Annotated in this window: 13 protein-coding genes; 7 read left to right on the forward strand and 6 right to left on the reverse strand. The window is 67.2% G+C overall.

From position 1 onward, the window contains the following. On the forward strand, positions 1 to 185 hold a 185-nt coding region (locus ACK4I0_RS12760), incomplete at its 5' end, for a UDP binding domain-containing protein (RefSeq protein ID WP_409611551.1). On the opposite strand, the gene ACK4I0_RS12765 is transcribed toward ACK4I0_RS12760, so the two are convergent. After that, positions 186 to 401 (reverse strand): hypothetical protein, encoded by a 216-nt coding sequence (locus ACK4I0_RS12765; protein WP_409611553.1) that lies wholly within the window; start codon positions 399 to 401, stop codon positions 186 to 188. It abuts the gene before it with no gap. 15 nt (positions 402 to 416) lie between these two features. After that, entirely contained in the window at positions 417 to 1,091 is a 675-nt protein-coding gene (locus ACK4I0_RS12770; RefSeq protein ID WP_409611555.1) for an OmpA family protein, read from the reverse strand. A gap of 208 nt (positions 1,092 to 1,299) precedes the next feature. On the opposite strand from ACK4I0_RS12770, the gene ACK4I0_RS12775 reads away from it, so the two are divergent. The 6 genes from ACK4I0_RS12775 to ACK4I0_RS12800 all read left to right on the forward strand — a co-directional run bounded on the left by ACK4I0_RS12775 (position 1,300) and on the right by ACK4I0_RS12800 (position 7,920). After that, on the forward strand, positions 1,300 to 2,211 hold the full coding sequence (locus ACK4I0_RS12775) for an isopenicillin N synthase family dioxygenase (RefSeq protein ID WP_409611575.1): 912 nt from the start codon (positions 1,300 to 1,302) through the stop codon (positions 2,209 to 2,211). A gap of 39 nt (positions 2,212 to 2,250) precedes the next feature. After that, on the forward strand, positions 2,251 to 3,324 hold the full coding sequence (locus ACK4I0_RS12780; RefSeq protein WP_409611557.1) for a CobW family GTP-binding protein: 1,074 nt from the start codon (positions 2,251 to 2,253) through the stop codon (positions 3,322 to 3,324). 59 nt (positions 3,325 to 3,383) lie between these two features. Further along, the gene (locus ACK4I0_RS12785) at positions 3,384 to 4,115 is read left to right on the forward strand and encodes a lipoprotein (RefSeq protein ID WP_409611559.1); all 732 of its coding nucleotides are present in this window, start codon (positions 3,384 to 3,386) and stop codon (positions 4,113 to 4,115) included. Positions 4,116 to 4,193: 78 nt separating this feature from the next. Beyond that, the gene (locus ACK4I0_RS12790; RefSeq protein WP_409611561.1) at positions 4,194 to 5,165 is read left to right on the forward strand and encodes a WD40 repeat domain-containing protein; all 972 of its coding nucleotides are present in this window, start codon (positions 4,194 to 4,196) and stop codon (positions 5,163 to 5,165) included. Between the two features lie 43 nt (positions 5,166 to 5,208). Next, complete coding sequence (mtgA, locus tag ACK4I0_RS12795; protein WP_409611563.1) at positions 5,209 to 5,919, forward strand: monofunctional biosynthetic peptidoglycan transglycosylase; 711 nt, start codon at positions 5,209 to 5,211, stop codon at positions 5,917 to 5,919. Positions 5,920 to 6,030: 111 nt separating this feature from the next. Continuing rightward, positions 6,031 to 7,920 (forward strand): ubiquitin-activating E1 FCCH domain-containing protein, encoded by a 1,890-nt coding sequence (locus ACK4I0_RS12800; protein WP_409611565.1) that lies wholly within the window; start codon positions 6,031 to 6,033, stop codon positions 7,918 to 7,920. Positions 7,921 to 7,926: 6 nt separating this feature from the next. Here the strand turns inward: ACK4I0_RS12800 and ACK4I0_RS12805 are convergent, their stop codons facing one another. The 4 genes from ACK4I0_RS12805 to ACK4I0_RS12820 form a co-directional block, all read right to left on the reverse strand. Continuing rightward, positions 7,927 to 8,859: a cation diffusion facilitator family transporter gene (locus tag ACK4I0_RS12805; RefSeq protein ID WP_409611567.1), complete on the reverse strand. Its 933-nt coding sequence runs from the start codon at positions 8,857 to 8,859 to the stop codon at positions 7,927 to 7,929. A gap of 9 nt (positions 8,860 to 8,868) precedes the next feature. Then, the gene (locus ACK4I0_RS12810) at positions 8,869 to 9,528 is read right to left on the reverse strand and encodes a hypothetical protein (RefSeq protein WP_409611569.1); all 660 of its coding nucleotides are present in this window, start codon (positions 9,526 to 9,528) and stop codon (positions 8,869 to 8,871) included. A gap of 141 nt (positions 9,529 to 9,669) precedes the next feature. Next, positions 9,670 to 10,872, reverse strand: coding sequence for an acetyl-CoA C-acyltransferase (locus ACK4I0_RS12815; RefSeq protein WP_409611571.1), 1,203 nt, complete (start codon positions 10,870 to 10,872; stop codon positions 9,670 to 9,672). A gap of 116 nt (positions 10,873 to 10,988) precedes the next feature. After that, positions 10,989 to 11,894 carry an SDR family NAD(P)-dependent oxidoreductase gene (locus ACK4I0_RS12820; RefSeq protein ID WP_409611573.1) on the reverse strand — a complete coding sequence of 302 codons (906 nt, stop codon included), beginning with the start codon at positions 11,892 to 11,894 and terminating at the stop codon, positions 10,989 to 10,991. Between the last annotated feature and the right edge of the window lie 366 nt (positions 11,895 to 12,260).

Raw genomic sequence — 12,260 nt, forward strand, 5'->3', positions numbered from 1 at the left:
ATGCCGCCGTCGAGGGCGCCGACGTGGTGGTCATCCTGACCGAATGGGACCAGTTCCGCGCCCTGGACCTGGACCGCATCAAGCTGCTGATGAACCAGCCGGTGATGGTGGATCTGAGAAATGTCTATCGTCCCGACGACCTGCGGGCCCGCGGCTTCCGCTACGCCTCGATCGGGCGGGCCTGATCAGCCGAGAAGCCGGCCGCCGACAGCGATCACCAGCGCTGAGGTGACGACGGCGCAGACCACCGCGATCAGGGCCGCGGCGGCGTGGTCGATCAGCAGGTCGCGATCCGGTTTCATCAAACGCCACGAGGCCACCGTCGCACGCCGGTAGCAACTCACATCCGCGTGGCGGGCAAGAAAAAGACCGCCCGGCGCGAACCGGGCGGCCTTTGTCATTCAGACAACGTCAGGTCAGCCCTGGAAGGGACGGATCAGGACTTCGACGCGGCGGTTCTGGGCGCGGCCTTCCGGCGTGCCGTTGTCCGCGATCGGGTTGCGGCTGGAGACGCCGCGCACGATCAGGCGCTCGGGCATCACGCCCTGCTGGATCAGATAGCCGGCCACCGACCCGGCGCGACGCTCCGACAGGGGCTGATTGATCGCGTCGCCGCCCGAGGAGTCGGTGTGGCCGACCACGTCGACGGTCGAGCGATCATATTCCTGCAGCACCCGGGCCACGTCGTTCAGGGTGGAGACGAAGCGCGGCTGGATGTCGGACTGGTTGGTGGCGAAGGTCACGTCCGACGGCATGCGCAGGATCAGGTTGTCGCCCTGACGCGCCACGCCCACGCCGGTGCCCGACAGCTCGGCTTCTAGCGCGCGCTGCTGGCGGTCCATGTACTGGCCGACGGCCGCGCCGCCCAGGGCGCCGACGCCGGCGCCGATCAGGGCGTTCTTGCGGCCCTGTTCGGAGTTGGAGGTGTTGGTCAGATAGCCCAGCAGCGCGCCGCCCAGCGCGCCGGCGATCGCGCCCGTGCCGGTGTTGTTGCGCTGAGGCGTAGAGCTGTAGGGGTCCATGGTGGTGCAGGCGGTCGCGCCCAGCAGGGCGGTGACGCAGGCGCCGGCGAGGAAGATTTTCGAGCGCATGAAATGGCTTTCTTTCGTTGAGGTCAGCATTGGCGCAAAAACGCGAGCTTATGGTGAAGGTTCCAGTCTGACCCGGAGATGAACGGGCGGCGGTCTGCCAATTTCCTGGATTAGGCGGTATGGACATCGCCCGATCCAATCCCGAGGCCCTGCCGTGAGCGAGACCGTGAGCCCCACCGCCGAAAAGCGCCGCATCGAACCCGTGTCGATGACCCTGTACGACACCGACTTTCAGGCGTTCGCCGACAAGCTGGGCGCGTCGTTCAAGACCTATGGCTTCGCCGTCATCGCCGACCACGGGCTGGACGAAGGGGTGATCGAGGCCGCCATCGACGACTCCAAGGCCTTCTTCGCCCTGCCGGAAGAGGTGAAGCGCCAGTATCATCAGCCGGGAACGGGCGGCGCGCGCGGCCTGACGCCCTTCGGCATAGAGGCGGCCAAAGGTGCGGCGACCGTGGATCTGAAGGAGTTCTGGCACGTCGGCCGCGAGCTGCCCGCGGGTCACCCCTATCGCCAGTATATGCGCGACAACGTCTGGCCGACCGAGGTCGAGGGCTTCCGCACGCACCTGTACGGCATGTTCGAGGCGATGGACGAGCTGGGCGCCAAGATCCTGAAGGCCATCGCCCGCTATCTGAAGCTCGGCGACGACTTTTTCGCCGACAAGGTGCAGCTGGGAAATTCTATCCTGCGCATGCTGCACTATCCGCCGGTGCCGGCGGGCGCGTCGGGCGTGCGGGCCGGTGCGCACGAGGACATCAACGTCATCACCCTGCTGCTGGGCGCCGAAGAGGCTGGCCTGCAGCTGAAGGACGCGGACGGCGAGTGGTTGGATATCGCCCCGCCGCCGGGCGCCCTGGTGGTCAACATCGGCGACATGCTGCAGCGGCTGACCAACCATGTCCTGCCGTCGACCAGCCACCGCGTGATCAATCCGGCGCCCGAGCGGGCCAGCTTCGCCCGCTATTCGACGCCCTTCTTCCTGCACTTCAACCCGGACTTCGTGATCGAGAGCCTGCCGTCCACGGTCACGCCCGACAATCCGGACCGCTATGCGGGCAAGGCGATCATGGCCGAGGACTTCCTGACCGAGCGCCTCAAGGAAATCCGTCTGATCTGACCCCTTTCCATCGGCGGCCGGTGCGGCCATCTAGCAGGGATGAGCGATAAGATCCCCGTGACCGTGCTGACCGGCTACCTCGGCGCCGGCAAGACCACCCTTCTGAACCGCATCCTCACCGAGGATCACGGCAAGCGCTACGCCGTCATCGTCAACGAGTTCGGCGAGATCGGCATCGACAACGACCTGGTCGTCGGCGCCGACGAGGACGTGTTCGAGATGAACAACGGCTGCGTCTGCTGCACGGTGCGCGGCGACCTGATCCGTGTCGTCTCGGGGCTGATGAAGCGCCAGCGGCCTGGCAAGCCGGCGTTCGACGCCATCATCGTGGAGACCACGGGCCTGGCCGACCCCGGCCCGGTGGCGCAGACCTTCTTTGTCGACGACGACGTGAAGGCCAAGACCGTGCTGGACAGCGTCACCGCCCTGGTCGACGCCAAACACGTCATGGCGCGCCTGGACGACTCCAAAGAGGCGCGCGAGCAGGTGGCCTTCGCCGACCGCATCATTCTGAACAAGGTGGACCTGGCCTCGGAGGCCGAGCTGGCCCAGGTCGAGGCCCGCCTGCGCGCGCTAAACCCGCTGGCCCCCATCACCCGCGCCGAGCGATCCAACGTGCCGCTGGATCAGGTGCTGGGCCTGGGCGCCTTCGACCTGGCCCGCATCCTGGACGTCAAGCCCGAGTTCGCCAATCCGGCCCACGGCGAGCCTGGCCATGTCCACGACGAGCACTGCGGCCACGATCACGACCATCATGACCACGACCACGGTCACGACAACCACCACCACCACGGCGCGCGCGGCCACGCGCACCAGGACGACATCAAGGGCATCTCCCTGTCGCTGGACCGACCCATCGACGGCCAGAAGTTTACTGCCTGGCTGGACCGCCTTTTGGGCGAGCAGGGCCAGAACATCCTGCGCGCCAAGGGCATCATCGACGTCAAGGGCGAGGGCCGCCGCCTGGTCTTCCAGGCCGTCCACATGATCCTGGAAGGCGACCTTCAACGCGAATGGGGCCCCGACGAACGCCGCTGGAGCCGCGCCGTCTTCATCGGTCGCGACCTGGACGAAGCCGCCCTGAAGGCGGGCTTCGAGGCCTGCACGGCTTAAGCGTCACAATCACGCCCCACTCGCGGGCGAGCGTCGGTTTGCGAGAGGGAGGGCTTGCGATGAGACGACTGATCCTGGCGATCGGGCTGGCGGCGGTGCTGGCCGGGTGTTCGACGTATACGACGCCGGGGGCGGGAGTTTCTCTGGCGTCGATCTCGGAGGCAGACGGCGATATCGCCGCGGCCATGTCGCGCCAGCCCGCCATGACCTTCCCCGCGCGCCTAGCCGTTGCGCGCCTGGCTTCATCCGGTTTTCGCAGCTCCTCCAATGACAGCTACGGGACCGGCGCCTTCAGCGTGGTCACGACGCGCGACATCGAAAGCGACGAAAGCCTGACGCGCCTCAGCGCGATGCCGGGCGTGACGGCCGTGGCGCCGCTGAGTCGCCTGCTGCTCCCCGTCAGAACGAGCGACACCCGCGATCTGCGCACGGCGGCGGCGCAACTGCGGGCCGACGCGGTGCTGATCTACACAATCGACACCCGATTTCGCACCGAGACCGCCCAGCTCGGTCCGCTGCAGACGGTCGCGCTCGGCTTCCTGCCCAGCAAGAAGGCTGTGGTGAACGCGACCTGCGCCTTCATGATCGTCGATGTGCGCACGGGCTTTGTGTACGGCACGGGCGAGACCACGGCCATGGGCGATCAACGCTCCAATATCTGGGGCAGCGGCGCCGCCATCGAGACCGCGCGGCTGAAGGCCGAACGAGAGGCCTATGAGGATGCGCTGGGCGAGATCGAAAAGCTGTGGACGTCCATCGTCGTGGAGCACGGCGCAGCGCGGCCGGCGTAAATCTAGCGCCGCGAGCTTGCGCGGACCTCGGGCGTGCTAAGGGGCAGCGCTGCTGCCTTCTCCACCGCTGGATATCCGATGACGACCTTCACCTTCGACGCCCAGGTCACCGCCGCCCTGTTCGACGCCACCGGCGGCATCTTCGCCCTGGGCGACGGCGCCGTGGTGTTCGAGAGCGGCGAACGGGCCGAGGCGCACGATGGCGCGGTGCTGTGCGCCTGTGTCCATCCCTCGGGCGACGGCGTTGTGACGGGCGGCGACGACGGGCGGCTGGTGTGGTCCAAGCGCGGCGAGTCGGCCGTGCTGGCGACCACCAAGGGCCAGTGGATCGACGCGGTGGACGCCGCGCCGGAGACCGGGCTGATCGCCTTTTCCGCCGGTCGGACCCTGACCGTGCTGGACAGCGCCGACCCGACCTTCCGGCGTGAGTTCCAGCACGAGCGGACGGTCGCGAACCTGGCCTTCGATCCCAAGGGGCGGCGCATCGCCACCGCGACCTACAACGGCGCGGCCCTGTGGTTCGCCCGCATCGCCCAGCAGAAGCCGACCCTGCTCAAGTGGGCGGGCTCGCACACGAGCGTCGCCTGGTCGCCGGACGGCGCCTTTCTGATCACCGCCATGCAGGACAATCAGCTCCACGGCTGGCGGCTGAAGGATCAGAAGGATCTGCGCATGGGCGGATATCCGTCCAAGGTGAAGTCGATCGGATTTCTGTCTAAGGGCCAGCTTATGGCGACCTCGGGGGCGCAGGGGGCGGTGCTGTGGCCCTTTATCGGCTCCAACGGCCCGATGGGCCGCGAAGCGACCGAGATCGGCTTCGACGACAACAGCCTGGTGACGCGCATCGCCAGCGTGACGGGGCAGGGGCGGCTGGCGGCCGGGCTGAACGACGGCCGCGTATGGGTCGCCGATCCGGCCGGGCAGGGGCTGGACTTCATCAAGGCCGAGCGGGGCGCCGAGATTACGGCCCTGGCGCTGAGCCCGACCGCCGACCGCGTCGCCTGGGCCGACGAAGATGGAAACGCCGGCGTCGCCACCGTCGGCGGCTGAGGCCCGCTTGCGTCCGCGCGCGGGATCGCGGACACCGGACATCATGGGGGACGCCGCCGAAACGTCGAGACCGAAACGCCGCCGTCGGCCGCTGCTGACGCTGCTGGTCGTCTTGTGCCTGCTGCCGTTCATCGGCGTGGCCCTGCATCGGTTCGTTCCGCCGCCGCCGACGCTTCTGATGTGGCAGCAGGCGATCAAGGGGCAGGGGATGGACTATCGCTGGCGGTCGCTGAACGACATCTCGCCCCACCTGGTCTATTCGGCCATTGCGGCCGAAGACGCCCGCTTCTGCAGCCATCGCGGCTTCGACATGGCGGCAATCCGCCAGGCGCTGGAGGCCAACGAGCGGGGAGGGCGCGTGCGCGGCGGCTCCACCATCAGCCAGCAGACCGCCAAGAACGTCTTTCTTTGGCCCGGCCGCGACTGGGTCAGGAAGGGGCTGGAGGCCGGCTACACCGTCCTGATCGAGACGGGCTGGAGCAAGCGCCGCATCCTGGAGGTCTATCTGAACGTCGCGGAGTTCGCGCCGGGCGTTTACGGGGCTGAGGCGGGCGCCCGCCACTGGTTCGGCAAGAGCGCGCGCGACCTGACGGCGTCGGAAGCCGCGCGCCTGGCGGCGATCCTGCCCAGCCCGCGCCGCTATAACGCCGGCCAGCCCGGGCCCTATGTCCGTCGCCGCGCCGGCCGGGTGCAGGCCGCAGCCCGCGTCGTGCGCAACGAGGGTCTGGCCGCCTGCGTGATCCGTCGCGGCTGAGAACAGGGCTAATGCGCCGCTAACTGTTCTTCTTGCCGCTTCCCTAACCGCGCGACCGTCATTCTGGGAGATGGCGGAGACAGTCCGTCGCACGTCGGGATGCAGCAGGGCATGGGGACCGGACGCTCGATCGTTCAGCGCGCGCGCGCTTTCGCAGCGCGGCTGGCCGGACAGACACGCGGCAACGTGGCGATGATCTTCGCGCTGAGCGTGCCAGCGCTGCTGCTGATGACCATGGGCGGGGTGGACATCCATCGCGCCTCGACCGTGCGCCTGAGCCTTCAGGACGCGCTGGACGCCGCCGCCTTGGCCGCCGCGCGCTCGCCCTATACCGCCAACGAGGACATTCAGCGCGTCGGCATGACTGCGCTTCTGGCCAATATGGCGGCCTACCCCAATGTGGCCGTGCCTTCGGCGACCTTCGAACTGAACGAGGACAATATCGTCATCGCGCGCGCGCAGGTGGTGATCGACACCGTGGTCGCCGGCCTTGTGCTGCCGCCCTATGGCCAGTTCTTCGACAAGACGCTGGAAGTGGGCGTGGGCTCCGAGGTGAACCGCTCGTCCAAGGACGTCGAGGTCGCTCTGGTTCTGGACATCACGGGATCCATGTCGGGCAGCCGCATCACCTCGCTGAAGTCGGCGGCCGTCGATCTGGTGGACACCGTCGTTCAGGATCAGCAATCGCCTTACTATTCGCGCATGTCGGTCATCCCCTATTCGATGGGGGTGAACCTGGGCTCCTACGCCGCCGGCGCGCGCGGCAATCTGACGGGGGCGACCAACATCACCGATGCGGTCTGGGCCGATGGCTCGGGCAAGTCGATCAGCGGCATCACGCGCGCCAATCCCGGAGAAGTCACTGCGTCCGGACACGGCCTGTCAACGGGCGACTTCGTGTGGATCCACGGCGTCAGCGGCATGACCCAGATCAACAATCGCGCCTATCGCGTGGTTCGGATCAGCAGCAGCAAGTTTTCCCTACAGTATCAATCGGGCGGGAGCTGGTACAATCTGTCCACCTCGTCGGGCTTCAACAGCTATTCGTCGGACGGCACGGTGACCAAGTGCCTGCGCAGCGACTGTTTCGTTACTGTGACGTCGAACAATCACGGTCTGCAGGACGGCGACGGCGTCTACATCGACGACGTTCGCGGCATGACGGGGATCAACAAGAAGGGCTTCATCGTCACTCGCCTGTCGAGCAGCACCTATACGATTAATCAGAACGGCGCGGGGTGGGGGACCTACTCCTCGGGCGGCCTCTCCTATTGCGGGCAGGACGGCTGCCAGTGGCGCGTGTTCATCAACATGTCGAACGCCATCAAGGTGCTGCCGTCGTCATCGTGCGTCAGCGAACGCGTAGGCGCACAGGCCTATACGGACGCCTCGCCGTCTTCGGCGCGCGTGGGGCGGAACTATCCCGCGGCCTCTGGCTACACCAACTCGGTCAATCCCTGCCCCGATGCGACGATCCGGCCGCTGAGCGCCAACAAGTCCTCACTGAAATCCATGATCAACGGCATGGCGATCGGCGGCTCCACCGCCGGCCAGATCGGCGCCGCCTGGGGCTGGTACACTGTGTCGCCCAACTTCAACACGCTGTGGCCGTCCAACGCCGCCGGCGCCTACGACCCGCAGAAGCTGCTCAAGGCCGTGATCCTGATGACGGACGGCGAGTTCAACACGCCGTACTTCCAGGGCGTCATCGCGCGCGACGCGGGCACAGGCTCGGGCGCCGGAACGGACCATATCAATCAGAACTCGTCCAACGGCGACCCCTTCGCTCAGACCCTGAGGCTGTGCAACGCCATGAAGGCTAGGGGGGTCATCGTCTATACGGTGGGCTTCCAGGTGTCTTCGGGCGGCGACGCGGCCAAACTGATGCGCGACTGCGCCACCGGCCCGTCCTTCGCCTTCCTGCCCGCCAGCAATGCCGATCTGTCGGACGCCTTCCGCGCCATCGGGCGCGACATCACCCGGCTGCGCATATCGCGCTAAGGCCGATCAGCAGGTCGGGCAGTCCATCGCCTGACCGTGCTCCAACTGGACGGTGGCGTGGCCGATGCCGAAGCGGCGGGCCGCCGCGTGAGCTTCGGCCAGAAGGGCTGTGGCGTCCTCACGGTCGTGAACCAGATGGACAGTGAGGGCGGTCTCGGTGGTCGACAGACCCCAGACGTGCAGGTCGTGGACCGAAGTCACGCCGGGCAGGGCGGCCAGCGCCGCGCGCACGCCCGAGACGCTGACCCCCGTCGGCGCGGCGTCCAGCGCCAGATTGACCGAGTCCTTCAACAGGCCCCAGGTCCCGATCAGGATGACCGCCACGATGCCCAGACTGACAAGGGGATCGACAATCGACCAGCCCGTGAACAGGATCAGGGCCCCGGCCGCCACGACGCCCAGAGAGACCGCCGCGTCGGCCATCATGTGCAGATAGGCCCCGCGCACGTTCAGATCCTTGTGCTGATCCTTCAGGAACAGCAGGGCGGTGCCCAGATTGATCAGGAAGCCGACGCCCGCCACCGCCATGATGACGCCGGACGCGACCGGCGCCGGCTCGTTCAGACGGCGCACCGCCTCAAAGGCGATGGCCCCACAGGCGAAGATCAGCAGCAGCGCGTTGCCTAGCGCGGCCAGCACAGTCGCCTTGCGATAGCCATAGGTGCGCAACTCCCCGGCGGCGCGGCGCGACAGCCACGCCGCTCCGCCGGCCAGGGCCAGCCCCAGCACGTCGGACAGATTGTGGCCCGCGTCCGCCATCAGGGCGGTCGAGCCGGTCCATAACCCCGCTCCGAACTCGATGGCCACGAAGATGAGGTTGATCGTCAGGGCGGCCAGATAGCGCCAGTCGCCCGTGTCCGTCGGTCCGTGGTGGTGGTGCCCATGACCATGACCATGATGGTCATGCGCGTGAGAATGCGGGTGGTGGTCGTGGGCCATGCGGCGAAGTTAGTGTTGATGCGTCGCCACGAGAAGGCCGAGGATGATCAGGGCGACGCCCAGCACCGCGCCTTCGTACCGCGCCCAGCGCTCGACCTTCAATACCGAGGCTCCCGCCCGGACCGCCAGGGTCAGAAGCACCATGCCGGCCAGAGTGCCCAGCAGGAAGCACACGGTCAGCAAGGTCAGCAGGGTCAGACCTTCGTCCGCCGCCGAGAGATAGATGGGCAACAGCACTTCACCCGGCGACAGGGCCATGATGGCGACCAGGCCCAGGAAGGCGGCCCGGTCCGATACGCCCGGTTCCGTCAGCTCGCTCTGTGGTCCCGAGGCCAACTGCGGGCGGCGCAGGCTGGCCTTGGCGAGATAGAAGGCGCCGAACAGGAACAGCAGTGCGGCCGACAGGTGCGGCAGCAGGCCCGCGATCCACTGATTCAACGCCAGTCCCGCCGCCACGATCAGCGAGCCTGCGACGGCCGTGGTGACGATATGAGCGAAGCCCGCGACGACGACTGCGGCCAGCATCCGGCCCACGCCCCACCGCTGGGCCCGCGCCACCAGCACGAACGGCAGCCAGTGTGTCGGCAGGGCTGCATGCAGGAAGGCGGCCGTGAAGCCGCCGCCCAGAAGCGTCAGGAACAGAGGTTCGGCCAGGCCGGGGGTCGACATGGCCGGTCCTATAGTTTGTTATGTTGTAACAGTCGAGCGGGGCTGTCAGAAAATCTCGAACAGACCCGCCGCGTCGCCCCGAGAACCGCTCGCGCGGTCCTCGGCATGATGTCGATGGGCGGGGCTGGCCCTCCAGCCTGATCAGAAGATCTCGAACAGACCCGCCGCGCCCATGCCGCCGCCGATGCACATGGTGACGACGCCGTATTTGGCCCCGCGCCGCTTGCCTTCGATCAGGACGTGGCCGGTCATCCGAGCGCCCGACATTCCGTAGGGGTGGCCGATCGAGATGGCGCCGCCCGACACGTTCAGCCGGTCATTGGGGATGCCAAGCGTGTCGCGGCAGTAGAGCACCTGCACGGCGAAGGCCTCGTTCAGCTCCCAGATGCCGATGTCGTCGATGGTCAGGCCGTGGCGCTTCAGCAGCTTGGGCACGGCGTAGACGGGGCCGATGCCCATTTCGTCAGGTTCGCACCCGGCGACGGCCATGCCGCGATAGGCGCCCAGCGGCTGAAGATTGCGCTTCACCGCCTCGCCGGCCTCCATGATCACGCAGGCCGAGGCGCCGTCCGACAGCTGAGACGCATTGCCGGCGGTGATGAACTCGCCCTGCTGGATTGCCTCGCCCGATCCAAACACGGGCTTCAGCGACTTCAGCCCTTCCAGCGTGGTGTCGGCGCGGTTGCCCTCGTCCTTGGACAGGGTGACTTCCTTCTTCGACGTCTCGCCGGTGGCCTTGTCCATCACCAGCATGGTGGAGGTCATGGGCACGATCTCGGCGTCCAGCCGGCCCTCGGCCTGGGCCTTGGCCGTGCGCTGCTGGGACTGCAGGGCGTATTCGTCCTGGGCGTCGCGGCTGATGTTGTAGCGGCGGGCCACGACCTCGGCCGTCTCCAGCATCGACATATAGATGTGCGGCGACAGCTTCAGCAGGTCCTCGTCCTTGCCGCGGTACAGGTTCATGTGCTGGTTCTGGACCAGGGAGATGCTCTCCAGCCCACCGCCGACAGCCATTTTCTGCTGATCGAAGATGACCTGTTTAGCCGCCGTGGCGATGCCCATCAGGCCCGAGGCGCATTGGCGATCCAGGCTCATGCCCGGAACGGTGGAGGGCAGGCCGGCGGCCAGGGCGATCTGGCGCGCGACATTGGTCCCGGTCGAGCCCTGCTGCAGGGCCGCGCCCATCACCACGTCCTCGATCTCGGCCGGATCGACGCCGGCGCGGGCGACCGCGTGCTTGACCGCATGGGCACCCAGCTGCTGCGCCTGGGTGTCGTTGAAGGCGCCGCGATAGGCGCGCCCGATCGGGGTGCGGGCGGTGGAGACGATGACGGCTTCGCGCATCTGCGATGCTCCTTTTGAGGCGCTAGGCTCGCGACGCGGTCGCTCGCGGCTTGAGCGCGGATGAAACGCTTTTAGGCGGGTGTCGCGGCGTCAATGCAAGAGGCGAGGCGGGCGCCTCAGCCCAGCGCCTTCTGCAGCTTCGTCAGCTCGATCATGCCCTGGGCGGCGCCCATGTCGGGCACGATCTCGCCGGTGCGGTCCGAGATGTCGGCGACGGCTGCCTCGATCTGTTCGGCCGCATCGTGGCCGACGGCGCGGATGCCCTGTGTCAGGGTGACATAGGCCCGCTCGAAGCCGCCGGCGCCGGCGGCCAGAATGCAGCGGCTGGGGGCGTTCTCGCTGACCAGATAAAGCAGGCCGGGCGACACCAGTTCGGGGCCTAAATGCTCCAGCGGCAGCGCCGCGCCTAGATCCTCGGTCATGCGGGTGTGCGCGGTGGGCGCCAGGCAGTTGATCCGGATGTCGTTCTTGGCGCCCTCGATCGACAGCGTCTGCATCAGGCCGACCAGGGCCATCTTGGCGGCACCATAGTTGGACTGGCCGAAGTTTCCGTACAGGCCCGACGACGAGGTGGTCATGACGATGCGGCCGTAGTTCTGCTGGCGCATGATATCCCACACCGCCTTGGTGCAGTTGACCGCCCCCATCAGGTGGACGTCGACGACGAAGCGGAAGTCCTCGATCTCCATCTTGGCGAAGGTTTTGTCGCGCAGCACGCCCGCGTTGTTCACCAGGATGTCGACCCGGCCCCACTTGGTCATTGCCTGATCGACCATGGCCTGAACGGCCGCGAAGTCGGTGACAGAGGCTGTGTTGGCGATGGCTTCTCCGCCCATGGCCTCGATCTCGGCAACAACAGATCCGGCGGCGGTCGCGGACCCGCCTGATCCGTCGCGGGCGCCCCCCAGGTCATTGACGACCAGACGCGCGCCGCGGCGGGCCAGGGCGAGAGCATGCTCGCGGCCCAGACCACCGCCGGCGCCCGTCACGATCGCCACTTTGCCATTGAAGTCCATCGCCATGTCCGTGCTCCCGCATGCGTTCAGCAGAGACTTACCCACACCGTTTCACTTGGCGAGGGGCCAATGTGTTGAAACGGCGCCACAGTCGGTTAGATCAATGTCGTAAACGCGGGAACCAGTCGCCGCTGCCTCCGTTCGGCCCCTCGAGAACGGCGCTTGTGCGTCGCGTATCGGACATTTTTTGAGCATGAGGATGGCTATGAAGCTGAAACTTCTGGCGGGTGTCGCAACGGCGGGGCTGCTCGCGGCCGGCGCCGCTTCGGCGGAGCCGAACGGCTGGTACGGCGCGATCGACGCCGGCTGGCACACGATCGAGCCGGTGAACCTGGAATCGTCCACGACGGGCGTGAAATGGAACTGGGAGAT

Source organism: Brevundimonas sp. (assembly GCF_046295775.1).
Classification (GTDB): domain Bacteria; phylum Pseudomonadota; class Alphaproteobacteria; order Caulobacterales; family Caulobacteraceae; genus Brevundimonas.

Coding starts and splice junctions, on each gene's coding strand:
- ACK4I0_RS12780 (WP_409611557.1), top strand. CDS start 2,251: ATGAGCGATAAGATCCCCGTGACCGTGCTGACCGGCTACCTCGGCGCC.
- mtgA (WP_409611563.1), top strand. CDS start 5,209: ATGGGGGACGCCGCCGAAACGTCGAGACCGAAACGCCGCCGTCGGCCG.
- ACK4I0_RS12790 (WP_409611561.1), top strand. CDS start 4,194: ATGACGACCTTCACCTTCGACGCCCAGGTCACCGCCGCCCTGTTCGAC.
- ACK4I0_RS12775 (WP_409611575.1), top strand. CDS start 1,300: ATGACCCTGTACGACACCGACTTTCAGGCGTTCGCCGACAAGCTGGGC.
- ACK4I0_RS12785 (WP_409611559.1), top strand. CDS start 3,384: ATGAGACGACTGATCCTGGCGATCGGGCTGGCGGCGGTGCTGGCCGGG.
- ACK4I0_RS12810 (WP_409611569.1), bottom strand. CDS start 9,528: ATGTCGACCCCCGGCCTGGCCGAACCTCTGTTCCTGACGCTTCTGGGC.
- ACK4I0_RS12800 (WP_409611565.1), top strand. CDS start 6,031: ATGGGGACCGGACGCTCGATCGTTCAGCGCGCGCGCGCTTTCGCAGCG.
- ACK4I0_RS12770 (WP_409611555.1), bottom strand. CDS start 1,091: ATGCGCTCGAAAATCTTCCTCGCCGGCGCCTGCGTCACCGCCCTGCTG.
- ACK4I0_RS12820 (WP_409611573.1), bottom strand. CDS start 11,894: ATGGCGATGGACTTCAATGGCAAAGTGGCGATCGTGACGGGCGCCGGC.
- ACK4I0_RS12815 (WP_409611571.1), bottom strand. CDS start 10,872: ATGCGCGAAGCCGTCATCGTCTCCACCGCCCGCACCCCGATCGGGCGC.
- ACK4I0_RS12765 (WP_409611553.1), bottom strand. CDS start 401: ATGACAAAGGCCGCCCGGTTCGCGCCGGGCGGTCTTTTTCTTGCCCGC.
- ACK4I0_RS12805 (WP_409611567.1), bottom strand. CDS start 8,859: ATGGCCCACGACCACCACCCGCATTCTCACGCGCATGACCATCATGGT.